At 45.3% G+C, this 24,407-nt stretch carries 14 protein-coding genes and 1 tRNA gene; 13 read left to right on the forward strand and 2 right to left on the reverse strand.

Features of this window, described 5'->3' with window-relative positions; genetic code table 11:
- Positions 1-238 precede the first annotated feature (238 nt).
- The 10 genes from IEW69_RS07050 to IEW69_RS07095 all read left to right on the forward strand — a co-directional run bounded on the left by IEW69_RS07050 (position 239) and on the right by IEW69_RS07095 (position 17,594).
- Positions 239-3,187: a SusC/RagA family TonB-linked outer membrane protein gene (locus IEW69_RS07050; RefSeq protein ID WP_188626141.1), complete on the forward strand. Its 2,949-nt coding sequence runs from the start codon at positions 239-241 to the stop codon at positions 3,185-3,187.
- Positions 3,188-3,200: 13 nt separating this feature from the next.
- Complete coding sequence (locus IEW69_RS07055; protein WP_188626142.1) at positions 3,201-4,784, forward strand: RagB/SusD family nutrient uptake outer membrane protein; 1,584 nt, start codon at positions 3,201-3,203, stop codon at positions 4,782-4,784.
- 20 nt (positions 4,785-4,804) lie between these two features.
- On the forward strand, positions 4,805-5,815 hold the full coding sequence (locus IEW69_RS07060) for a SusE domain-containing protein (RefSeq protein WP_188626143.1): 1,011 nt from the start codon (positions 4,805-4,807) through the stop codon (positions 5,813-5,815).
- Between the two features lie 93 nt (positions 5,816-5,908).
- Positions 5,909-7,759: a glycoside hydrolase family 13 protein gene (locus IEW69_RS07065; protein WP_188626144.1), complete on the forward strand. Its 1,851-nt coding sequence runs from the start codon at positions 5,909-5,911 to the stop codon at positions 7,757-7,759.
- Positions 7,759-8,433: a beta-phosphoglucomutase gene (pgmB, locus tag IEW69_RS07070; protein ID WP_188626145.1), complete on the forward strand. Its 675-nt coding sequence runs from the start codon at positions 7,759-7,761 to the stop codon at positions 8,431-8,433. The genes IEW69_RS07065 and pgmB overlap by 1 nt, the downstream gene beginning before the upstream one ends.
- A 64-nt stretch (positions 8,434-8,497) precedes the next feature.
- Complete coding sequence (locus tag IEW69_RS07075; RefSeq protein ID WP_188626146.1) at positions 8,498-10,816, forward strand: glycoside hydrolase family 65 protein; 2,319 nt, start codon at positions 8,498-8,500, stop codon at positions 10,814-10,816.
- Positions 10,813-12,555 (forward strand): alpha-amylase family glycosyl hydrolase, encoded by a 1,743-nt coding sequence (locus IEW69_RS07080; protein WP_229663546.1) that lies wholly within the window; start codon positions 10,813-10,815, stop codon positions 12,553-12,555. Before IEW69_RS07075 ends, IEW69_RS07080 begins: the two co-directional genes overlap by 4 nt.
- An 8-nt stretch (positions 12,556-12,563) precedes the next feature.
- The gene (locus tag IEW69_RS07085) at positions 12,564-13,919 is read left to right on the forward strand and encodes an MFS transporter (RefSeq protein ID WP_229663547.1); all 1,356 of its coding nucleotides are present in this window, start codon (positions 12,564-12,566) and stop codon (positions 13,917-13,919) included.
- Positions 13,919-16,519, forward strand: coding sequence for an alpha-amylase family glycosyl hydrolase (locus IEW69_RS07090; protein ID WP_188626147.1), 2,601 nt, complete (start codon positions 13,919-13,921; stop codon positions 16,517-16,519). The genes IEW69_RS07085 and IEW69_RS07090 overlap by 1 nt, the downstream gene beginning before the upstream one ends.
- 109 nt (positions 16,520-16,628) lie before the next feature.
- Positions 16,629-17,594 (forward strand): acetyl-CoA carboxylase carboxyltransferase subunit alpha, encoded by a 966-nt coding sequence (locus IEW69_RS07095; RefSeq protein ID WP_188626148.1) that lies wholly within the window; start codon positions 16,629-16,631, stop codon positions 17,592-17,594.
- A 348-nt stretch (positions 17,595-17,942) separates the two neighbouring features.
- Here IEW69_RS07095 and IEW69_RS07100 read toward each other — a convergent pair whose 3' ends face one another.
- Positions 17,943-20,969, reverse strand: a complete 3,027-nt coding sequence (locus tag IEW69_RS07100) for a glycosyltransferase family 117 protein (protein ID WP_188626149.1) — start codon at positions 20,967-20,969, stop codon at positions 17,943-17,945.
- Positions 20,970-21,193: 224 nt separating this feature from the next.
- Here IEW69_RS07100 and IEW69_RS07105 point away from each other — a divergent pair.
- From IEW69_RS07105 to IEW69_RS07115, 3 genes are all read left to right on the forward strand, one after another.
- Positions 21,194-21,264, forward strand: a tRNA-Gln gene (locus IEW69_RS07105).
- A gap of 70 nt (positions 21,265-21,334) precedes the next feature.
- On the forward strand, positions 21,335-22,276 hold the full coding sequence (locus tag IEW69_RS07110) for a ribose-phosphate pyrophosphokinase (RefSeq protein WP_188626150.1): 942 nt from the start codon (positions 21,335-21,337) through the stop codon (positions 22,274-22,276).
- Positions 22,277-22,341: 65 nt separating this feature from the next.
- Complete coding sequence (locus IEW69_RS07115; RefSeq protein WP_188626151.1) at positions 22,342-22,920, forward strand: 50S ribosomal protein L25/general stress protein Ctc; 579 nt, start codon at positions 22,342-22,344, stop codon at positions 22,918-22,920.
- A gap of 68 nt (positions 22,921-22,988) precedes the next feature.
- On the opposite strand, the gene IEW69_RS07120 is transcribed toward IEW69_RS07115, so the two are convergent.
- Positions 22,989-24,332: an alpha-amylase family glycosyl hydrolase gene (locus tag IEW69_RS07120; RefSeq protein WP_188626152.1), complete on the reverse strand. Its 1,344-nt coding sequence runs from the start codon at positions 24,330-24,332 to the stop codon at positions 22,989-22,991.
- Between the last annotated feature and the right edge of the window lie 75 nt (positions 24,333-24,407).

Here is a 24,407-nt window from a genome sequence, read left to right on the forward strand (position 1 = left end):
TTGCTTATTTATTTTGTAAGGCTTTGACGGTCAAACAAATGCAGGTTTGTTTGTGTGATTTTAAAATTTGACAATAAGTACATCTGCTCAAAATTTCCCGGTTTTGACGTATAAAATATTGCGTAGAAATAATTTCTAGTATAAAATTTTGAATTCTGATGCTTGAATGTAAATTTACTGCGATTGTATACACACTAAGTGTTAACTAAATATATCACCATAAAAACGAGTCCAAAATATGAAAGTATTTTACGTCATGAAGTCTTGCTTACTGTTGCTGTTTCTTTTTGCAGCAGTTACAGTACAAGCACAAACCGGTACACTTTCCGGTAAAGTTTTAGATGAAACCGGTCAGGGTTTGCCAGGTGCTTCGGTTCAGATCAAGAGTCTGAATAAAAGTACCTCTACAGATCCGGACGGTAATTTCCGTATCACCGGATTGGCGAACGGCGCGGTGACCATCACCGTAAGTTACATCGGTTATACCCCTTTTGATCAGGCGGTAACCATTTCTGGTAACACAACGACAAACATTAACCTTAAGCCTGACGCGCAGAACCTGAATGAGGTTGTAGTAATCGGTTACGGTACTGCTGAGAAAAAGAACCTTACTGGTTCAATCACAACAGTAGGGGCTAAGGATTTCCAAAAAGGTACAGTTACCACACCTGAGCAGTTGATTCAGGGTAAAGTAGCTGGTGTAAACATCGTGAACAACGGCGGTACACCAGGTGGTGGTAGCGTGATCCGTATTCGTGGTGGTGCATCCTTAAATGCAAGTAATGATCCATTGATCGTTATTGACGGTGTACCATTGAGTGGCAACTCTATTGGTAACGCTGCAAATCCGCTTGCATTGATCAACCCGAATGACATTGAAACTTTCACCGTGTTAAAAGATGCGAATGCAACTGCAATTTACGGTTCACGAGCTTCAAACGGTGTTATCTTGATTACCACTAAGAAAGGTGGTTCAGGTGCACCAGAGATTAACTTCGTAACCAACAACTCTATTGCAACCGTTGCGAAGAAAGTAGATGTACTTTCTCCTGCACAGTTCCGCGAATATGTGAACGCAAATGGTAATGACACGCAGAAAGCTTTACTTGGTGCTTCGAACACCGATTGGCAGGATGAGATTTACCAGAATGCTTTTACTACAGATAACAACTTAAGTATTGCTGGTAAATTCCAGGGTGTGCCTTACCGCGTATCCGGTGGTTACCTGGATCAGCAAGGTACTTTGATCACAGACCGTTTAAAACGTGCTACTGGTGCAATTACCATCAGCCCAACTTTATTTGATAACCACTTAAAGGTAGATTTAAACTTAAAAGGATCATTAACAAACAGTCACTTCGCAAATAGCGGTGCTATTGCTGCAGCAATCCAGTTTGATCCAACACAACCTGTTTACGCTGACAACCAATTTGGTAACTACTTCGAGTGGACACAAGGTGCAGTACCAAATCCAAATGCGCCAAGAAACCCGGTTTCTTTAATCCGTTTGAACAACAATAACGGTAAAACAGAAAGAAGTATCGGTAACATCCGTTTAGACTACTCTTTCCATTTCTTGCCTGAACTACACGCGAACTTAAACTTAGGTTATGATGTGTCTAAAGGTTACGGCAGAATCAGCATCCCTACATTTGCAGCACAGTCGTTTGCAACGGAAGGATCAAGATCTCAGTCTTTGAGCGAAGAAACCAACAAAATTGCCGAGTTCTACTTGAACTATGCAAAGAACGTAGGCATCAGCCGTATTGATGCGACTGCAGGTTACGGTTACTATGACAATGCAACGACTGGTTACAATTTTCCAAGCTACCGTGCAACTGGTGCTGTTCAAACCACTCCGGTTTTCCCATTCGGTGTTGAGCAGAACAAATTGCTTTCTTACTATGGAAGGTTAGTTTATACTTTGAATGATAAGTATATCTTATCAGGTACCATGCGTGCGGATGCTTCTTCGAAGTTCTCGCAGGATAACCGTTGGGGTTATTTCCCTTCTGTAGGTTTAACCTGGAGAGTGATCGGTGAAAACTTCCTTAAAGACAGCAAAGTGCTTTCGGACTTGAAACTTAGATTAAGCTACGGTCAGACGGGTAACAAAGACGGTATCGGAAACTACGATTACCTTGCTAAATACTACGCGAACAGCAACACTGGTCAGTACCAATTGGGTAATGTTTTCTATAACTACTACACACCAGCGGCATACGATCCTGACTTGAGATGGGAATCGACAACCACTTACAATGCTGGTATCGACTATGGTTTTGCTGGTGGCAGAATCTCTGGTAGCGTAGATGCTTACTATAAAGAAACCAAAGATCTTTTAAGCACCATCAACATTCCGGTAGGAACAAACTTCAGTAACTTGTTGACTACAAACGTAGGTAACATGGAAGTAAAAGGTATTGAGGCGAACATTAACTTCGCAGCAATCCAGTCAGAAAACCTGAACTGGGACTTCGGATTCAACCTTGCTTATAACAAGAGAAAAGTAACCAACCTGACGCTTAACCCAGATCCGGGATCTAAAATCGGAGCAGGTAACATCGCAGGTGGTACCGGTACGACCTTAAAATACAATGCTGTTAACCAGGTTCCAGGCGCATTCTTCGTTTACCAACAAGTTTATGACTCAAATGGTCTTCCTTTAGAAGGTGTTTACGCAGACCGTAATGAAGATGGTGTGATCAACACCAGCGATCAATACTTCTACCAGTCACCTGATCCAAGACTTACATTAGGTTTCAACACCGCATTGAGCTACAAAAAATGGACAGTGAGCACTGTTTTGAGAGCAAACTTCGGCAACTATGTATATGATAACGTAAGCTCTAACTTAGGTATCAGAAGCAATGTTTTGAGTCCAAGTGGCATTCTGAACAACACTGGTTCAGACTTCCTGAACACAGGCTTTACCCAGGTACAGTATTTGAGCGATTACTACATTAAAAATGCCTCTTTCCTGAAAATGGATAACGTAGGACTTTCATACAATGTAGGTAAGCTATCTGCAAACAGAAACACTACTTTACGTATTTCTGCAAACGTTCAGAATGTATTCGTGATCAGCGATTACGAAGGTTTAGATCCAGAATTACCTTCAGGTATTGACTACAATTTATATCCAAGACCAAGAACGTACACCTTAGGTTTAAATGTTGGTTTTTAATCAGAAATTAGAAATGAAAAATTTATATAAAATAGCAGTGCTATCGGGCTTGTTCCTCATGTCACTAAATGCTTGCAAGAAAGAAGACTTCAACTTAACGCCAACCAATGATGTAACTTCTAAAGAAGTTTACAACACTCCGGAAGGCTATAAAAATGGACTTGCTAAACTTTACGCAGGTTACGCATTAACCAGTGCGCAAGGGTCTGACGCGAGTGATATCGGTGGATTGGATGCAGGTTTTGCAGATTTCCTTAGACTTTACTGGACAGCGCAGGAATTACCAACAGACGAGGCGATTTGTTCCTGGGGTGATGTTGGTATTCCGGAACTTGATAACTCAACCTGGGCAGCGGATAACGTTTTCCTTAGAGGTTTGTATTCAAGAAGCGTAATCCACATTACTTTCATCAACGAGTTTTTACGTGAAAGCACGCCTGAGAAATTAGCGGAGCGTGGTATTACTGGTCAGCAAGCGACTGATATTCAAAGATACCGTGCTGAAGGTCGTTTCTTAAGAGCGTTCCAGTACTGGGTATTGATGGATAATTTTGGAAATCCACCATTTGTGACCGAAGCAGATGCGATAGGTAAAACGCCACCTAAACAAATCACCAGACCGGAATTGTTCAAATTCGTAGAGTCTGAGTTGTTGGCGATAGAAGCAGATCTGGCTGAGCCACGTGCAAACGAATACGGTCGTGCAGACAAAGGCGCTGCATGGGCTTTACTTGCGAGAGTATATCTGAATGCTGAAGTATATGCGGGTACTCCAAAATTCACGGAAGCAATCACGTATTCCAGCAAAGTAATAAATGCAGGTTATGCTTTAAAAGCAGAATACAAAGACCTGTTTAACTATGCGAACGAGACAAACAACCCAGAATTAATTTTATCCATCAACTATGATGGTTTAAGAGGAACAAACTTCGGTGGTACCACTTACCTGATCAACGCAGCGGTAAACCCCGCAATGGATCCTGCATCATTTGGCGTGCCGAATGGCGGATGGGCTGGTAACAGATCACGTCAGAATCTTCCCGCGTTGTTCCCGGATACTAAAGGAACTGCAGATAAAAGAGCAATGTTCTTCGGTACGAAAGCTACGGTAGATGAGATCGGCACGTTTACAGACGGTCTTGCAGTAACTAAGTTCAGAAACGTAGATGCGCAAGGTAAAGCAGCACCATCTTTAAACGGCACATTCAGTTCAGTGGATTTCCCATTGTTCCGTCTTGCGGAGCAGTACCTGATCTACGGTGAAGCGGTTGCCCGCGGTGGTAACGGCGGTACAACTGCACAAGCCATCACATACGTGAATGCGCTTCGTACCCGTGCTTATGGCAATACTTCTGGTAATGTAAACAGCATCTCGACAAACTTCTTCATCGATGAGCGTGCGAGAGAACTATACTGGGAAGGTCACCGTCGTACTGACCTGGTACGTTACGGCAGATTTACTGGTGGCAACTATTTATGGCCATACAAAGGCGGTGATAAGTCAGGTAAAGCAATCGCTGAAACCCGTAACATCTATCCGATTCCTACTGCGGATTTAATTGCAAATCCAAACTTAGTTCAGAACCCAGGTTATTAATTATAAGATCTTAAAAATATATGAAAGCAAATATCTTAAAATCTGTAGCAGTGGGCCTGATGGTGCTCTCGCTATGGTCTTGTAAAAAAGATGAAGATAGAATCATTTCCGACGCTACGCCGGCGGGAACACTTAGCGCATCTGCAACAAGCGTAAACTTGAACATCGCAGGTGCTGCAAATACAGCAGTAACCTTCACGTTCCCTGCAGCAACCGTTACCGGCTATCAAATTCCGGTGACCAGTACCCTGCAGTTTGCCCTTAAAGGTGCCAACTTCGTGAATGCGAAAGAAACGGTGCTGTCGACAACCACATACAGTGCTACGGTTGCGGAATTGAACAAGATGCTACTGAGCCTTGGCGCAACCATCGGCGCACCTGCAGAGATGGAAGTGCGTTTGAAATCTGCTCCAGCTGCAAACGCTGCAACTTACTCCAATGTGGTTACCATTAGCGGAACGCCATACTTAGCTTCTGCATGGGTTTATGCACCGGGTGCATACCACGGATGGAGCTTTGATACGGTAGATAGCTTAGTTTCTTTAACCGGTAACGGCATTTACGAAGCGGTGATCAATATGCCTGCAGACAAGCTGATGTTTAAAATCACGCCTAAGAAAGCCTGGGATGTTGCATACGGTGATGGTGGCGGCGATGCGCTGAGCACGACCGGTGGAGACATCAATGCTGGAACGCCTGGGTTGAAGAAAATCACGGTTGACCTAAACAAGAACACTTACAAGATTGAAAAAGCGGATTCATGGGGTCTTATCGGTGATGCTACTCCAGGTGGCTGGGATAACGATACCGACCTGAAGTTCATCAACGACGGAAAAGGTCTTTGGAAACTTACGGTAAACCTTAAAGTAGGTGAAATTAAGTTCCGTTTGAATGATGCCTGGGATACTAACCTTGGCGGTGCAGACGGCAAGTTAACCAATGGTGGTGACAACATTAAAGTTGCTACAGCTGGAAACTACACCATCACATTGGATACGGTAGAAAAAACCTATACCATCGTGAAAAACTAAAAAATACCTGCCCTGCAAATGATCCATTTGCAGGGCTTATTTTCTTCAAACAACGCTCATTACACAAGAATTCAACATCAATAAAACTGCTAAATGAGAAATCTTTTTACCTCGTTACTATTAGTCGCTTCGCTCCAGGTTTTTTCCCAGGTTCCTAAACTCGAAAGGGTAGAACCCATGTCATGGTGGGTAGGCATGCACAACCCGAAATTACAGCTGCTGGTACACGGCGATCAAATTGCCGATGCCACCGTACAGCTCAACTACCCTGGTGTGTCGCTCGTTAAAGTTAACAAGGTAGAAAATCCAAACTACTTGTTCCTGGACCTGGAGATCAGTTCAGCAGCGAAAGCGGGCAAGTTCCCCATTACTTTTACGCAAAAAGGGAAGAAAACCCTTAGCTATACTTACGTGCTGAACAACCGGGATCAAACGCCTGGGCGTATTCAGCCGGTGACCAGCAAAGACCTTATTTACCTGCTTATGCCTGACCGTTTCGCCAATGGCGATCCATCTAACGATGTGGTTAAAGGCCTACAGGAAACCAAACTAAACCGCGACTCCATGTATTACCGCCATGGGGGCGATATTCAGGGTGTAATCAACAACCTTGACTATTTTAATGATCTTGGCGTTACCGCCATCTGGATGACTCCAGAAATTGAAAATGACATGAAGCAAGCCTCTTACCACGGCTATGCTGCTACCGATAACTATAAGATCGATCCGCGATACGGCACCAATGCGCTGTACAAAACCTATGTGGAAAAAGCACATGCAAAAGGATTGAAAGTTATTAAAGACATCGTACATAACCATATCGGCACGGGTCACTACACCTATAAAGATATGCCCATGAAAGATTGGTTAAATCAATGGCCAGCCTATACACAAACCAACTACCGCGATCAGCCGGTAATGGATATACATGCTTCAGAGGCAGACAAGAAGCGCATGCTTGATGGCTGGTTCGTGCCATCCATGCCCGATCTGAACCACAGAAATCCATATGTTCAGAACTACCTTACACAGAACCACATCTGGTGGATCGAGTATGCTGGAATCGATGGACTGCGCTTAGATACTTACCCGTACAACGACGGCGAATACATGGCCGACTGGGCACTGAAAGTTAAAGCAGAATTCCCAACCTTGTCGATCTTCGGCGAGACCCTGGTGAATTCAGCAGCTTCACAATCCTACTTCACTGGCGGCAACACCAGCAACCGCGGTATGGATACCAACCTGCCAGGCATCACAGATGCGGTATTAAAAGATGCCATCTATGAAGCGCTAAATGGCAAACCAGGATGGACCGACGGCATCTTCCGTTTATATTCAACCCTTGCGCAAGACTTCCTTTATAAAGATCCATCAAGCAATGTTGTGTTTATGGACAACCATGATATGAGTCGTTTTTACTCCATGGTAAACGAAGACCTCAACAAATACAAAAGTGGGATGGCCATGTTGTTAACTTTGCGGGGTATCCCTCAAATCTACTACGGTACAGAGATTCTGATGAAGAACTACTCTAATCCGGACGGCCTTGTCCGTTCTGATTTTCCGGGTGGATGGAAAGCTGATAAAGTCAACAAATTCACAAAGGCAGGTAGAACTGAAAATGAAAATCAGGCCTTTGATTTTGTAAGCACCCTTGCAAAATACCGTAAAAGCAGTGCGGCCCTAACCACGGGTAAGCTCATGCAGTTTATTCCTGAAGATGGTTTGTTCGTGTACTTCAGATATGCGGAAGACAACAAGAAAACAGTTATGGTGATCGTGAATTCAGAAGACAAAGCTAAATCGCTGAAAACTGCACGATTTGCAGAGCGCATCCAAACGGCAACTGCTGTAACCAACATCATCACAGGAGAGAAAATCGATAACATCAACACCATAAATATCCCAGCCAGCAATACCCTGGTTTTAGAACTTAATTAATGAATATCCACACTGATAAAATAGGATGCCTTTTCGATCTTGATGGCGTCCTTGTAGATACCGCTGTATACCATTACAAAGCCTGGAAAGCACTGGCAAACCGTCTGGGTTTCGACTTTACCGAAGCACAAAATGAACACCTTAAAGGTGTGAACCGCATGCGCTCCCTGGAGATGATCCTCGATTGGGGCGGCGTTTCCAAAAACGAAGAAGAGCAACTGGAACTTGCAGCAGGTAAAAACGAAGAGTACGTAGAAATGATCAGCAAGATGACCGCTGAAGAGGTGTTGCCAGGCACGCTACAACTGCTGGAGCAGTTGAAAGCCGCAGGCATCAAAATCGCCTTAGGCTCTGCGAGCAAAAACTCAGGACTGATCCTGGAAAGAACAAACCTTGCACATTACTTCGATGCCATCGTAGATGGTAATCATGTTACCGCTTCCAAGCCTGATCCGGAAGTCTTCCTGAAAGGCGCAGCAGCAATAGGCCTCGAGCCTGCACACTGCATCGTGTTTGAAGATGCACAGGCGGGCGTGCAAGCCGCGATAAACGGTGGGATGAAAGTAGTCGGCGTAGGCCAGCAGAACAACCTGCAAGGGGCGAACATCGTCGTAAAAGACCTTTCAGAAATCTCCGTAACACAAATCATTGACCTGGTAAACGACAAAGTATAAGAACTGCGCCGAAGCACAGCTTGCATTTAAAGCAGCGGCTCAGGGCTAAACATATTAAATACGAATGAAAAATTACATCAAACCAAGCGAGTGGAATATAGTAGAGGAAGGTTTTGATCCTCATTTAAATAAAATATCAGAAAGCTTATTCAGCATCGGCAACGGCCGCATGGGCCAGCGCGCCAATTTTGAAGAGGCTTATACTGGAGATACCCTTCAGGGCAATTACGTTGCCGGCGTTTACTACCCGGATAAAACCAGGGTAGGCTGGTGGAAAAATGGTTACCCGGATTACTTTGCTAAAGTTTTAAATGCAGCAAACTGGATCGGCATCGACATCAAAGCCGATGGCGAAACACTGGACCTGAACACCGCTAAAGTGCGCGATTTTAAGCGTGTGCTGAACATGAAAGCCGGTTACCTGGAACGTTCATTTACAGCAGAGCTGCAATCAGGTAAGGTGCTGCGTGTAATTTCTAAACGTTTCTGCAGCATCGCTGATGATGAGTTGGCAGCAATTCGTTACGAGGTTGTTGCGCAGAACTTCAGCGGTACTTTAACCATCACCACGGCCATAGACGGCGATGTAAAGAACCAGGATTCCAACTATGATGAAAAGTTCTGGGAAGAAGTAAGCAAGGGCTTCCAGGCAGAGACCGCCTACATCACTTTAAGAACAAAAAAGACAAACTTTGAAGTTTGCACGGCAACCAACACGCAGATACAGCTGAACAACAAAGCGGTAGGAGCGAAGGCAGCGCCAATAGAAAAAGAAAAATACATTGCTTCAGCGATTGAACTGCCAGTTGAAGCTGGTGACACCGTTACCATCTATAAATACGCAGCCAACGTTTCTTCACAGAACTACGATAAAGCAGCACTTCAGGGCGCCGCAACTGCGGCTATTGCGCGAGCAGTAGAAGCTGGTTTCGATGCTTTGTTCGAAGCACAAGTTGCAGCCTGGGCAAACAAATGGGAAGAGGGTGATATCCTGATTGAAGGTGACGTTGCTGCACAGCAAGCCATCCGCTTCAACATCTTCCAATTGAACCAGACCTATACTGGTAAAGATGCCAGATTGAACATCGGGCCGAAAGGTTTTACCGGCGAGAAGTACGGGGGTTCCACTTACTGGGATACCGAAGCTTATTGCATTCCTTTCTACCTGGCCACAGCGCCACAGGAAGTTGCGAAGAACCTGCTTGTTTACCGCCACAATCAACTGCAGAAAGCCATTGAGAACGCAGAGAAGTTAGGCTTCAAAGATGGTGCAGCGCTTTACCCGATGGTAACCATGAACGGTGAGGAGTGCCACAACGAGTGGGAGATTACTTTTGAAGAGATCCACAGAAACGGAGCCATCGCTTTCGCGATCTACAACTACATCCGCTACACAGGTGATGCAAGTTACCTGGCATCCCACGGACTGGAAGTGCTGATCGGCATTGCACGCTTCTGGAAACAACGTGTGAACTGGAGCGCTGAGAAAAACAAATTTGTAATTCTTGGGGTAACCGGTCCAAACGAATACGAAAACAACATCAACAACAACTGGTACACCAACAAACTTGCGGCTTGGTGCATGCGCTATGCGAAAGAAGCTGCAGAATTGGTGAAAGCAGAAGACGCATCAAGATATGAAGCGATCCTTAAGCAAGTGAACTTCAACACTCAGGAGTTTGAAGACTGGACCAGCATTGCAGACCAGATGTACTATCCATATGATGAAAAAGCAGGGGTGTTCCTGCAGCAGGATGGCTACATGGACAAGGAGCAGATGCTTGTTTCTGAACTACCAGCAGCAGACCGTCCATTGAACCAGAAATGGAGCTGGGACAGGATCTTAAGGTCGTGTTTCATCAAGCAGGCAGACGTACTTCAGGGTATGTACTTCTTCGAAGATGAGTTCGACACGGAAACCCTTGAACGCAACTTCAAGTTCTACGAATCCCGTACCGTTCATGAAAGCTCACTTTCGCCATGTGTACACAGTATTCTTGCTGCCCGCTTAAGTGACGAAGAAAAAGCGTACGAGTTCTACCTGCGTACAGCACGCCTGGATCTGGACGATTACAACAACGATACCGAAGACGGCTTGCACATTACTTCTATGGCAGGTACCTGGATGAGCATTGTGGAAGGATTTGCCGGCATGAAAGTGCGCGATAATAAACTTCAGTTTAATCCATTTTTACCGAGTCAATGGCAATCGTTCTCCTTTAACATTGGTTTCAGAGGTACACAACTGAAAATCAAAATCAGCAGTGCCGAGCTTTCCATCACCAACAACAGCAGCGAAACTGTTGCCGTAAGTGTATTTAATGAAACATTTGACATCGCGCAGGGCGAGAAAAAGATATCTTTAAAAGCACTAAGCCTGTGAGGAAATTAAAATATTTAGTACTTATGACCATGATGTCTGCAACTGGCCTTGAATATGCAAACGCACAAAGCAAGGACAAACTGATGATCTACCAAATGTTGCCAAGGGTATTCAGCAACACCAATTCGCAGAATATCCCCTTCGGTACCATTGAACAGAATGGTAGTGGTAAATTTAACGACATCAATCAAAAAGCAATCGACGGGATCAAAGAGCTGGGCATTACCCACGTCTGGTATACCGGCGTCATTGCCCATGCAAGTCTTACTGATTACAGCAAGTACGGCATTCCAACAGCTGATGCCGATGTGGTTAAAGGCAGGGCAGGTTCTCCGTACGCCATCCGCGACTACTATGATGTAGACCCGGACCTGGCCGTGGACGTGAAAAACCGCATGAAGGAATTCGAAGCTTTATTGCAAAGGACCCACAAGAACGGCCTGAAAGTAATCATCGACTTTGTGCCGAATCATGTGGCCAGAAGTTATAAATCCATCGCCAAGCCGGCGAAGGTGATCGACTTCGGAGCGCAGGATGATAAATCCGTTGCTTACCACCCGCGTAATGACTATTACTATGTGCCGGGGAAAGATTTCGTGGTGCCAACAGACAGCAATACCAACGATGGATTAGCCAGCCTTAAAGACGGTAAATTTGCGGAAAGCCCTGCGAAAGCAACTGGAAACAACGTTTTCTCTGAAGCACCAAGCAAGAATGATTGGTATGAAACGGTAAAACTGAACTACGGGGTAGATAATCAGAACAGCAGCAAAACCTACTTTGATCCCATTCCACCCGTGTGGAACAAAATGCGTGACATCCTGGTTTACTGGAGCAATAAAGGTGTAGATGGTTTCCGTTGCGATGTTGCCGAGATGGTACCTGTTGAATTCTGGAACTGGGTAATCCCGGAGTTGAAGAAAGTAAAACCTTCATTGGTGTTCATTGGTGAAGCTTATGACCCTACTGCATACGAAACCTACCTGACAAAAGGCAAGTTCGATTACCTATATGATAAAGTAGGCCTGTATGATGGTTTAAAGCGCTTAATGCGCAATGAGCAAGATGCTAAAACTGCAGACATTGATCATGTGTGGCAAGTGGAAAGCGCAAATTTTGGCAACAAGATGCTGCGTTTCCTGGAGAACCACGATGAAGAGCGCATTGCCTCGAAGGCTTTTGCCGGCGATCCGATGTTAGCTGTTCCGGCGATGGTTGTATCTGCTACCTTATCCGGCGGCCCGGTGATGTTATATTCCGGACAGGAAGTTGGGGAGAAAGCAGAAGGCATTTCCGGTTTCAGCGGTGATGACGGACGTACCACCATCTTCGATTACTGGGGCGTACCTGCATTGCAGCAATGGGTAAATAACGGCAAGTATGATGGCGCTTTATTAAGCGACAGTCAGAAAGCACTGCGTGCATTTTACAGCAAACTCTTTAAAATTGCAGGTAAGTCTGATGCCATCATCAATGGTAAGCACTATAACTTCCCGTTAGGGCACGACAGTCGTGGTTATGCATACCTAAGGTACACGGAAAAAGAGCGTATGCTTATCGTGGTGAACTTCGACCGGGCGCAAAGCCTGGAGCGCGAGATCAACATTCCTGCGGAGTTGTTGTCGGGTACAAAACCTGCTTCAGCAACAGAACTGCTGAACGGTGCCGCCGTTCAAATCAATGATCAAACAATTCGTGTGAAGGTAGCACCTTCCGCGGCTCAAATTATCAAATTCTAACATCTTATATGGAACAAGTTAGCCAAAAACAAGTATCCTCAAAACCCCGCCTAAGTAAGCTACAGATCTTTAACATGAGTATGGGCTTTTTCGGAATCCAGTTCGGTTTTGCATTGCAGAACGGAAATGCTTCCAGAATCCTCCAGACCTTCGGTGCGGATGTTGAGCATTTATCTTTGTTTTGGCTAGCTGCCCCATTAACAGGCATGATCGTGCAGCCCATCATCGGGCATTATAGCGATCGTACCTGGAACCGGTTCGGCAGAAGACGTCCGTATTTCATGATCGGTGCCCTGCTTACGGCAATTGCACTGATCTTGATGCCCAACTCGGCGGTACTTGCCGGACTCCTCCCCCCAATTATTATTGGTGCAGGTATGCTGATGATTATGGATGCTTCCATAAATGTGGCAATGGAGCCCTTCCGTGCGCTGGTAGGTGATAAGCTTCCTGAAAGTCAGCGGAGCTATGGCTTCTCCACGCAAACCTTCCTGATTGGATCAGGTGCCATTGTGGGTTCCTGGCTGCCGTACATCCTTTCGGAGTATGTCGGCGTATCTAAAGTGGCTGTAGAAGGGCAAATCCCCAACAACGTCATCTACTCCTTTTACGTCGGTGCCGCAGTGCTTATTGCCACTATCCTTTGGACCGTGATCACCACCAGAGAATATTCACCGGAAGAAATGGAAAGTCACCACGCGACCCCTATACAGGAAGAGCAACACGGCTTAATCACCATCTTCAAGGACTTCAAAAACATGCCACTTACCATGAAACAACTTGGTGTCGTGCAGTTTTTCTCCTGGTTTGCATTGTTCTCCATGTGGGTTTTCACCACACCAGCAGTCGCCCAACACATCTATAAGGTTACCCCGGGTGATACGACTTCTGCGCAATTCGCAGATGCAGCAAACTGGGTGGCATTCCTGTTCGGAATTTACAACGGGATTTCTGCCGTTTACGCACTGATCTTACCCTGGATTGCAGACAAAACCAGTCGCAAGATTGCCCACGCTTTCTCCCTGGTTTGTGGCGGTGCCGGACTCCTGTCCATCTACTTCATCACCAATCCGGATCATTTGATCTTTTCCATGATCGGAATCGGCCTGGCCTGGGGAAGTATCCTCTCGATGCCTTACGCCATCCTTTCCAGCTCTATTCCGGCGCGGAAGATGGGTGTGTACATGGGGATCTTTAACTTCTTCATCACCATGCCGCAGATTGTGAATGGCTTTTTCGGTGGTATGATTGTAAAGCGTTTCTACAATGGCGAAGCGATTTACGCGATTGTACTTGCCGGTATCTTCATGATTTTAGGTGCCATTTCTGTACTCTACATCCAAAATAATAAAGAAAAGATTTAATGAAAAAACTTTCCTGTTCGCTGCTTATCCTCTGGATAATGGCTTCCGCATGCCGTAAAAGTAATCCTGAGGAGCAAGTGATTGATCCTGTGCAAGAGCCAGTTACCGCTTCTGCGGGATTGATTTCAACATCAGCAACCTTCCCGAAATCCGATGAGGCATTCGTGTTAACTTTCGATGCTGCGAAGGGGAACAAAGCCCTTCAGGGTAAATCCACGGAGGTCTACCTTTATGCCGGATTGATTACCGACAAGAGTGCTAACCTTAGCGACTGGAAGTATGTGAAAAGCCCTGCTTTTAACACTGCGGATCCGGCGGTCAAAATGAAAGCTGCAGGTCCAGATAAATACGAGATCAGCATCAGTCCGCGGACCTTCTTTGGCGTGCCTGCGGCAGAAAAGATCCTGGGTATGGTGATGCTGTTTAAAACCGCGGATGGGCAGCTGGTTAGTAGAAACGCCGATGGCTCAGATATCTACCTTCCACTGTACAACAATGGGCAATTTGCCTTGAAGCTAACTTCACCGGAGCTGAGTGCCACAGCGGTGCCGGTGCCAGTGGTGAATGTTACCGCGATCGGACAGGAGTTGTACGTTTCTGGTGCGGCTTCTATGGCGGCCGACCTGCGTTTGCTGCTCAACAATGAGGCTTTTGCTACCGCTCCAAATGCCACTGCAATTGCGGGCAGAGTTAAGGTAACAAAGGGCGGCGTACAGAAAATTACCCTGGAGGGCAACGCAAATGGAATAAAACTTACAACAACAATTGAACTGATTGCCACAGAGACAGCTCAGGTAGCAGCACTACCCGCAGGTGCTAAAGACGGCGTAGTCTTCCTGAATGGCGGCACTTCTGCAATATTAACCCTCACTGCTCCGGAAAAAAGTAATGTGTATGCCCTTGGCAGCTTCAACGGCTGGCAAGCAGGCGCAAGCATGATGAAGAAAACGCCTGACGGCAAGAAGTGGTGGTTGCAGCTAGATGGTTTGGATGCAAACAAAGCCTACACTTACCAGTTTCTGGTAGATGGAAACCTCAAAGTTGCCGATCCATATTCGGAAGTCGTACTCGATCCTGACAACGACCAGTACCTTTCCGGTGCGCAGCTTTCCGGACTTCCAGACTATCCGGCAGGGCAAACAAGCGGTATCGTCAGCGTGATGCAGGCAAACCGGCCATCATATACCTTTAAGAACAAAGCTTTCAACAGACCGGAAAAGAACAAGCTGGTTATTTATGAACTGCACCTGCGTGATTTCCTGAAAAGCAACAATTACAATACACTTACCGATACCTTGGATTACCTGACGAAACTGGGTGTAAACGCCATTGAGCTGATGCCCGTGAACGAGTTTGAAGGCAACTCCAGCTGGGGTTACAATACATCTTTTCACTTTGCGCCAGATAAGTACTACGGTAGCAAGCAGATGTTGCAGCGTTTCATAGATGAATGTCACGGCAGGGGTATAGCCGTAATCCTTGATATGGTGTTGAACCATGCCTTCGGCCAATCGCCTATGGTGCAGCTGTACTTTGATAAAGGCGCGAGCAAGCCTGCGGCAAACAGTCCATGGTTCAACGCAGATCCCACACATCCCTACAACGTGGGGTACGACTTCAATCACGAAAGTGCAGCTACAAAAAGCTACGTGAAGGATGTAATGCGCTTCTGGATGGAAGAATACAAGATTGACGGGTACCGTTTCGACCTTTCGAAAGGCTTCACGCAAAAGAATTCCGGTACCTCCGACGCGAGTGTTAATGCCTGGAACGCTTATGACGCCAGCAGGATTGCCATCTGGAACGACTACAACAACTACATCAAAAGTATAGATGCCAACAACTTCTACGTGATTCTGGAGCATTTCGCTGCGGACAATGAGGAGAAGGAACTTTCAGATAAGGGCATGATGCTTTGGAACAACCTCAATGGCAGCTTCAATGAAGCGACCATGGGCTATCTGGATGGATCAGATTTTTCAAGAGGCTTTTTCGGTACACACGGCTTCAGCGGTTCCAATAATCTGATAAGCTACATGCAGAGCCATGACGAAGAACGCACCATGACTAAAAACCTTGCCTATGGAAATGTTTCGGGGAGCTACTCGGTGAAAGACCTGAATACGGCACTAAAGCGTGAAGAGCTTGCAGCAGCATTCTTCTTTACCATTCCAGGGCCGAAGATGCTGTGGCAGTTCCAGGAGCTGGGCTACGATGTTAGCATCAATACCAACGGTAGAACAGGAGAGAAGCCTGTTTATTGGAACTATTATCAGCAGCCGGCACGTAAAGCATTGTACAACGCCTACTCCAAGTTCATCAACCTGAAAAAGAAGAACCCGGTGTTCAACACTACGAACCTGCAGTTTGGTGTAGCTGGTGCGGTGAAGTACATCAAACTTACTGACGCGGATAACGTGGTCGTAGTAGTGGGGAACTTCGATGTCACAAATCGGGCGGCAAATGTGGACTTCGGCACTGCTGGTATCTGGTATGAAGCGGGCAGTTCGCAAACCCTGAACCTGGGCAGTAGCACTTACAGCCAGAACCTTGCACCAGGTGAATACCACATCTACAGCAAGCGGCCGTTGTTAAACTAAAACGGGTGAGAAGTTGTTATTTCAACTTGCACCGTTTTTAACTAAAAAATAGCTAATCAGCATGTAGCTGTAATGTTTTAAATAAAATGTCTATTTTTACAGCCCGCTTATGGAACAGATAAAAACGTCATTTGATTTCGAAAAACCAATTGCTGAACTGGTTCAGCAGATCGAAAAAGTAAAACAGGTTTCTGAAAAAACCAAGGTAGACATGTCTGCTACGCTCAGAGAACTGGAAGAGAAGCTGGATGTCACCACAAGATCTACCTACAGCAATCTATCTGGTTGGCAGCAAGTGCAAATGTCCCGCCACCCGGAAAGGCCGCAAACTTTAGACTATATCAATTTGATCTGTGATGACTTCATTGAGCTTCATGGAGATCGTACGGTAAAGGATGATAAAGCGATTATCGGTGGTTTTGCAACCATCGGTGGACAAACCGTAATGGTTATCGGGCACCAGAAAGGTAAAAATACCAAGGAGCGCCAGTACAGGAACTTCGGTATGGCAAACCCGGAAGGTTACAGAAAAGCCTTAAGGCTGATGCGTCTTGCAGAAAAGTTCAACAAACCGGTCGTTTCCTTCATTGATACCATGGGTGCTTACCCGGGGTTAGAAGCAGAAGAGCGTGGACAAGGTGAAGCGATTGCAAGAAACCTGCTGGAAATGTCTATTCTGAAAGTGCCAATTCTATGTTTCATCGTAGGTGAAGGTGCTTCAGGTGGTGCATTGGGCATCGGTATTGGCGACCGTGTTTACATGCTTGAGCATACCTGGTACTCCGTAATTTCTCCAGAATCCTGCTCATCCATTCTTTGGAGAAGCTGGGATTACAAGGAACGTGCTGCAGAATGCCTTAAATTAACATCAGATGATATGTTCCACAACAAGTTAATTGACGGTATTGTAAAGGAACCACTTGGGGGTGCGCATCAAAACCCGGAATTGATGGGCCAATATTTAAAAGAACAAATCTTAAAAGACCTACAGGAACTTATTCCTGTACCAACAGAACAGCTGATCGCACAAAGGATTGACAAGTTCTGTGCAATGGGCGTGGTCGAAGAAAACTAAACAAGATTTATATCACATAGCTGAAGGCTGTTCATGTTACATGACCAGCCTTTTTTGTTGAACAGCATTGCTACTTAAAGCGGCCTGTAACAGGTTGAAATATTGATAGCTATTAGAAAGATGGACAGCATACAAAGGGCGGACTTGCTTCCTTCAGGGGTTGTGCAGGGGGTTGACAAGGCGAGAGCCCTGTTAACCCCCTGCACAACCCCTGTGGGGACCCTGTGGAGGCCTTGTTATCCCTGGTGTTGTCCGCTTGTAATTGATGTGCTGTTAAGGTGCTGCTAAGCACAAAAAAAATCCCGCCATCAATGATGGCGGGATTGAAATATGTAAGCTGCGTAATGCTTATTCCTGTGCCAGGTAAGGACCGAATCTGGTTTCCAGTGCCCTGAACTGGTTGTTCAGTTTGTCTGCAAGCGGCATTTGTTTGTACTGTGACGCAGTGTTTGCCATCTGGTTTAAGAACGACATACCCAGACGTACGTTTTGCATACCCACAAGCCTGTTTTTGCTGTCAGATACATCGGCAAGGTAAATTAATTCCTTCTGGATGTAATCCGCGCAGCGGGTTACAATTGCGTTTGCTTTAGCGGTTTCTCCCAGGGTGTAGAAGTTTTCAGCCATAAAGTAGGTACCCATCATCGAGCGCATGCCGTAGAATTTGGTTGGCATAACTTCCAGGTATTTGTTGGCGGCCTTTTTAGCTTCTCCAACTTTACCTTCTTTAAGCATGCCGGTTACGGTGTTGTTCCACACGTTTGAGAAGATTGAAATGTCATCTGCGGATTGTGGATCCAGGTATTTAGCATCCTTGATGTTACCCCATTTGAATTTGTTCATCACATTGTTGTACAACACTGGCGCATTGATCAGCTCTGCTCTGTTTGCAGCTGTATCAGGTGTTAGCGGCATTAAGCGTAATGCTAAACCTTCGTTGTACAGGTAGCTGTCCAGACCGTTATACTGATCTGAAGGAACGGTGCTGGCGAAGTAAATTGGTCTCTTCCAGTTGTTATGTGCAAGGATGTCAAACATGGCCAGTGTACCTTTGGTTACATAGCCTTTATTGAAGGTCCATTGCATAATCGGTGCAATCTTGTCTGCATCTGCAGGGTTAACCGTACCGGTTTTAAGTACGTCTTCTTTGTTAACGGTGATGTGAAAGTTTTTCGTTGGAATAAAGTTCTCTTTTGTCGTTTCCGTAACCTGAACCTTATCCTCGTCGTTGTCGGATAACAACACTTCAAGGATGCTCTTCAGTTCCACAGAACCAGCAATTTTATAATCCTGATAGTACATGACATCACGAACACCCTGTACATACTGCGATTCTTTCATCGTAATTGGCAGAGGCTCAGATTCGTTCATCTTGCGCTTCATGCCGTTGATGTACCAGTCGGTGTCGAATAAACTTAAGTTTACCAGTCGGATATCTGGACGGATACCTTCCACTTCCTGTGCATACCATAGCGGATAGGTATCATTATCCCCATAGGTGAACAGAATGGCGTTTGGTGCACAGGATTCGAGGTAATCTACGGCGATATCATGTGCAACCATCTTCGTTGAGCGGTCGTGGTCATCCCATCCCTGTGCAGCCATAATGATTGGCGCAGCGAACATGGACACGACAGTGGCTCCGATGGCAGCATTTTTAGGGGTGACTTTCTTCTCCAGCCATTCACGAATGGCGAGCACACCGAAGCCGATCCATATGGCAAAGGCATAGAAGGACCCAGCGTAGGCGTAATCACGCTCACGCGGCTCTAAAGGCTTTTGATTTAAATATAAAACGATTGCAAGACCGGTGAAGAAAAACAATAACGCAACGATGCCGGCATCTTTCTGGTTGCGCTTAAAGTGCCATACGGCACCCAATATACCGATGATGAGGGGTAGGAAGAAGAACCTGTTGTAAGCTTTGCTTTCCACAATGCTCGGTGGGAGGTTCGACTGATTACCAAGCAAGATGCCGTCGACTGGCTTAATACCGCTTAGCCATTGCCCTTCGTAAAGGCTGCCCTGGCCCTGATCATCATTTTGTCTACCCACGAAGTTCCACATAAAGTAGCGCATGTACATGTTTCCGATCTGGTATTTGAACAGGAATCCGATGTTATCGAACAAGGTTGGGAACTGGGTTTCATCCAGGCCCGTCATGTCTCTGTAGTACTCTACGTGACGCGGATCGTCGCTGTACATACGAGGGAAAGGTGTTTTTCTATCGTATTCGTAGTCGGTCTTTTTACCGGCAATTTCATATTTGTCTTCACCTTTTCTGTACAGGTTTTTACCTTCTTTCACTGCAACACGTTGTGAGTTGTAGTTTGGTCCGAAAAGTAAAGGGCGGTCGCCATATTGCTCCCGGTTCAGGTAGCCAAGCAAAGCGAAAGCATTGTCCGGATCACTGTTGTTCAGGTTCGGATCTGCTTTTGCGCGGATGACGATCATCGCGTAAGATGCGTAACCGAAGATGATCAGTACGGTCGAAAGCAGGGCAAGATTAAGGACATGCTTGCGGTGTTTAATGGAGTGGCGGATACCAAGCACCAGCGCTGTAATCAGCACCAATGCAAAGAAAAGTACGCCGGTACCGAAGCCCATGCCCAGAGTGTTGACAAAGAAAAGATCGAAATAAGCACCGAAAGAAATCAGGTACTGAATGATACCATATTGAACAACGGCAAGGATCAGGACGCCAACAATGAAGGTTTTGAATATCCCTGCAGTGGTTGGTTTTACGGTTTTACGGAAGTAATATACAAAGGCAATTGCCGGAATGGTTAGTAAGTTAAGGAGGTGGATACCAATGGAAAGACCCATGATATACGCGATAAACAACAACCAGCGATCTGCCTGCGGCTCGTCTGCATGTGCTTCCCATTTCAGGATGCCCCAGAATACGATGGCGGTAAACAAGGAAGAAAGCGCATAAACCTCCGCTTCAACGGCCGAGAACCAGAAGCTATCGGAGAAGGTGTAGGCAAGTGCGCCGACCGCGCCGGCACCCATAATGCTGATCATTTTGGAGGTGTTGATTTCTTCACCTGCTTTCACGAGCATTTTCTTGGCGAGTGCCGTGATGGTCCAGAACAGGAAGAGGATGGTTGCTGCACTGGCAATGGCAGAACCCAGGTTCATGAAGTAGGCAACCTTAGTTACATCGCCGAAGGCCAGTAAAGAAAAGAAACGTTCGATCATGAGGAACAGCGGTGCACCCGGTTGGTGTACGACTTGCATTTTGAATGCGGAGGCAATGAATTCACCGCAATCCCAGAAACTTACAGAGGGTTCAAGTGTCAGCGTGTAGGTAACTGTAGCAACTAAAAAGCATATCCAGCCAATTAAGTTGTTTATTTTATTATACTTCATTTTAAAAGTGGGTATAGGTTATGGGCATATAAATGCTGCCGAAATTAAAGATAAAGATTGATAATAGGGCAGGTGTAAAAAAGAGTTTAACAAATTTTAACTAGCACTCAGGGCTTTAGCTTGGGATTTTAAAATAATTTGAAATTTTCTCTGCGAAGATTTGCAGAATTAAAAAATGTGCGTAGATTTGCAATCCCAATTCAAAGCAACCCTTTGACGGAGATTGCCCGATAGTATAAAGGTAGTACGACGGTTTTTGGTACCGTTTGTCTAGGTTCGAATCCTGGTCGGGCAACAAAACATATTCGGATTGCGAATAAACCCGCAATCCGATTTTTTTTAACCAGCATTGATACCCGCCAATCATGCCATTGCAATTTAACCCAGTTAAACTCTTTGCCGGAACCGGCAGTAAAGCATTAGCTCACAAAATTGCCGCCAGTTACGGCAAGCCCTTAGGAAATGTAACCTTAAGTAGATTTAGTGACGGGGAATTCCAGCCTTCTTATGATGAAACGGTACGTGGATGTGATGCATTTCTAATCCAGTCTACCTGTCAGCCCAACGATAACCTTATGGAACTGTTGTTAATGATCGATGCCGCGAAGCGTGCTTCGGCGCATTACATTACAGCCATTGTGCCTTATTATGGGTACTCCAGACAGGATCGTAAAGATAAACCACGTGTAGCCATCGGTGCTAAACTGGTTGCAAATCTTTTACAGGCAGCAGGCATTAGCCGCATCATGACCATGGATTTACACGCAGCACAGATACAGGCATTCTTCGATGTTCCTGTAGATCACCTGGATGCTTCTGTAATCTTCGTACCGTACATTAAGAGCTTAGGCCTTAGCGACCTGATTATCGCATCACCGGATATGGGTGGTTCTTACCGTGCACGTACCTTCGCAAAGTTTTTCAATGCAGAGGTGGTGATTTGTGATAAGCGTCGTAAACGTGCGAACGAAATTGAATCCATGTCGATCATTGGTGATGTTACCGGGATGGATGTGGTATTGATCGATGACATCATTGATACTGCGGGTACGCTTTCTAAAGCAGCAGGATTAATCATGGAGAAAGGTGCAAAGAGTGTAAGAGCTGTTTGTACGCATCCGGTACTCTCTGGCAAGGCATACGAAACCATTGAGAATTCAATGTTGACGGAGCTGATCGTTACGGATACCATTCCGCTGAAAAGAGAAAGTGAAAAGATCAGGGTACTGAGTACTGCTGAGCTGTTTGCGAAAGCCATTGCAAATGTAAATGAGCATGGTTCGATCAGCGACTTATTTAAAGTATAAACAATAACATTAAACCGGAGCCAGTACATTGGGTAGGAAGCTTCAAATAATTAAAAATCAATAAAATGAAAACAATCGCAATTAGCGGTTCTCCAAGAGAGAACGTAGGGAAACGCGATGCTAAAGAGCTTCGCTATGAAGGCAAGGTTCCTGCAGTATTGTATGGTGGTACAGAGCAAATTCACTTTGCTGTAGTTGCAACTGACTTAAAAGAAGCAATCTACACCCCAGAAGCAAACTTCTTAGAAATCGAAATCAATGGTGCTAAAAGTAAAGCAATCATTAAAGAACTTCAATTTCACCCACTAACTGACCTTTTATTACACGTAGATTTTCTACAGTTGTTTGACGATAAAGAAATCCTTATGGAGATCCCTGTTAAATTAACCGGAACTTCTCCAGGTGTTAAAATGGGTGGTAAACTGGTACAAAAATTACGTAAACTTCGTGTTAGATCATTGCCTGCAAACATGCCACAAGTGGTAGAAGTAAGCATCTCTAAATTAGAAGTTGGTAATTTGTTCCGTGTACGTGACCTTGCAAAAGCGGATTACGTAATCACCAACACACCAGAAGATACCATCGTATCTGTAGGTATGTCAAGAGCTTTAAAACAAGCTGAACAACAAGCTGGTAAAAAATAAGCTTCCGAGCTTAAAAGAAAAGGCCTGTATCGATTTGATACAGGCCTTTTTTTATTTGCTGTTATGTCCTATTGACTTTCCAACACCATGTACTGATAGGGTTCCAGGGAAACAGCTGTTTTAAGTGTTTTGGTGTTTCCGCTAAAAGCGTCTTTCCAGCGGGTGTTCTTTAAAGGGGATTTAAGCTGGTAGCTGATTGCTTTGGGTCTGAGGTTCGCCACTACGAGCACTTTCTTGCTGCCAAGTTCCTTTGTGAATACACAAACATCATTATCGCTGTATGTTTTTAGCTGACCACGCCTTATTGGCTCACTCCCTGCTCTAAACTTTATAATTTTCTTATACGCAGCGGTATGCGCTGGATTAATGTTCCAATCAATTTTATCGGTTGTGAATGGGAAAGTCAGACGATTAGCTGTTCCAACTTCCTGTCCATTATAAATCATCGGAATACTTTGCATGTACGAGACCACAACAAAGGCTGCCAGTTCTCCTTTTTTGCCATCGAATAGACTTAAAGAGGTGCCATCAGAACTATTTACATCATGATTGCTGGTGTATCTGACATATTGCTGGCCAGGCAGTGCACCTTTGAGATCTGCAGCGTTTATGCTATCAATAGATTGAACGGACTTTCCATCTTTGTATATCTTTTTAAGGTTTTCAAAGAAGTGAAAGCCAAAGTTATAGTCGAATCCAGCTTTGAAATGGTCTGCACGGGTACCTTCTGATAGCAATAGCAGCTTTTTGCTTTCTGCGGCAGCTCTTAAACTTGCAACAGCCTCTTTCCAGAAATCAAACGGTGGGCCATCAGAATAATCACATCTGAACCCATCTATGTTGACGTTGTCAAGCCAGAATTTCATAGATTTTATCATTTCCCTTCGCATGTCGGGATTGTCGAAATTAAGTTGGGCAACATCATTCCAACCTGTTCCCGGAGGACTTATAATTTTACCGGTGGAGTCCTGCTTGTACCAGGATTTGTTTTTTGTCCAGGTATGATCAAATGCTGTATGATTGGCTACCCAGTCCATGAGTACCCCCATCTGCTTTTGGTGTGCGGTGTTGACTAAGGTCTTTAGATCGTCCATCGTTCCAAATTCTTCTGCTATGGAAGTATAATCCCGAATGCAGTAGGGGGAGTTAACGGAATTTACGGTCCCTACCGGGTACAAAGGCATCAGGTAAATGACGTTTATGCCCAGTGCCTTTATGGAGTCAAGCCGGACCGTTACGCTCTTAAGGTTTCCAGCAACACTGAAAGCACGTGTGTTAACCTGGTACAAGGATACATCACGTCTGTCGGGTACAATAAAGGATGTTGATGAAGATTGCTGCTGCGCGATAGCTGCTGTTCCAAAGCAGAGCAGGAGCAGGGTGTTTAGTGCTAGTCTTTTGAGTGAATTCATATTCATGACGCTATATTTCAGATTTTCTTACGATAAATTAGGTGCTGCTGGATTACGCAAAACCGTGGTATTCGC

The organism is Pedobacter quisquiliarum (assembly GCF_014642175.1).
Taxonomy (GTDB): domain Bacteria; phylum Bacteroidota; class Bacteroidia; order Sphingobacteriales; family Sphingobacteriaceae; genus Pedobacter; species Pedobacter quisquiliarum.